Source organism: Pseudomonas sp. GXM4 (genome assembly GCF_008923895.1).
Classification (GTDB): domain Bacteria; phylum Pseudomonadota; class Gammaproteobacteria; order Pseudomonadales; family Pseudomonadaceae; genus Aquipseudomonas; species Aquipseudomonas atacamensis.
Map to the genome: position 1 here is coordinate 1 of NZ_WBRZ01000501.1, position 1,333 is coordinate 1,333.

Genomic DNA, 1,333 nt, shown 5'->3' on the forward strand with positions numbered 1-1,333 from the left:
GATGGGGCCAGCGCATCTAGCGTCATCGTTGTCTGACCCACCGCCATCGCTGGCAAGCCAGCTCCCACAGGGTTTATCAGTGTTGACTGGTGTGCTTATTTACCGAGCTTCACCCGCGTCCAGCCACGGGTCATGATCCGCTGCGTGGCAATCGGCTGATCCGGCACTGCATACAACGTCGCCATCACCGCTTGCGACGGATACGAGCCCGGTTCGTTGCGGATCGCTTCGTCCACCAGTGGCGTGGCCGCTGCGTTGGCGTTGCTGTAGCCGATGCTGTTGGTGACTTCGGCGATGATGTCCGGGCGCATCAGGAAGTCCATGAACAGGTAGGCGTTGTCGACGTTTGCCGCATCACGGGGGATGGCGACCATGTCGTAGAAGCTGCCGGCGCCTTCCTTGGGAATGCTGTAGTCGATCACCACCTTGTTGCCCGACTCCACTGCGCGGGCCTTGGCCTGCAGGACGTCGCCGGAGTAACCGACCGCTACGCAGATGTTGCCGTTGGCCAGATCGGAGATGTATTTCGAGGAATGGAAATACGCCACGTAAGGGCGGATTTTCATGAACAGCGCTTCGGCCTCGGCAATGTGCGCCTTGTCCTTGTCGTTCACCGGATAGCCCAGATAGTGCAGGGCGGCCGGGAGCATTTCGGTCGGCGAATCGAGGAAACTGATGCCGCAGGCTTTGAGCTTTTCCGCGTTCTCCGGTTTGAACAGCAAGTCCCAGGAGTTGGTCGGGGCGTTGGCGCCGAGTACTTCCTTGACCTTCGCCGGGTTGAAACCGATGCCGATCGAGCCCCACATGTACGGGAACGCATGCGCGTTGTCCGGATCACTGGCGGAAGCGTTTTTCAGCAATACCGGGTTGAGATTCTTCCAGTTCGGCAGCTTCGATTTGTCCAGCGGCTGGTAGACCCCTGCCTTGATCTGCTTGGCCAGAAAACTGTTCGACGGCACGACGATGTCATAGCCGGATTTGCCCGCGAGCAGGCGCGCTTCCAGGGTTTCGTTGCTGTCGAAGACGTCGTAGGTCACGCGAATGCCAGTCTCGTCTTCGAACTTTTTCACGGTGTCCGGCGCGATGTAATCGGACCAGTTGTAAACACGCAGCACCTTGTCGTTGGCCTGGGCGCCCATGACCATTGCGCCCATTAAGGACAGTGTCAGCAGAGTCCTGCCAAACATTTTCATCGGTACAACTCCCTTCTTCTTATTCAACAAAACAAAAGCTCGGTGCACTTGAACCTTGTGGCGAGGGGATTTATCCCCGCTAGGCTGCGAAGCAGTCGCAAAACCTGAATACGGAGTCTTCAGGTAGAACTGCAGGGGCC

At 58.1% G+C, this 1,333-nt stretch carries 1 protein-coding gene; it reads right to left on the minus strand.

Annotation, left to right across the window (positions count from 1 at the left end; translation table 11 throughout):
* Positions 1 to 95: 95 nt before the first annotated feature.
* Positions 96 to 1,193, minus strand: a complete 1,098-nt coding sequence (locus tag F8N49_RS27745) for a polyamine ABC transporter substrate-binding protein (protein ID WP_073471234.1) — start codon at positions 1,191 to 1,193, stop codon at positions 96 to 98.
* Positions 1,194 to 1,333: the final 140 nt, after the last annotated feature.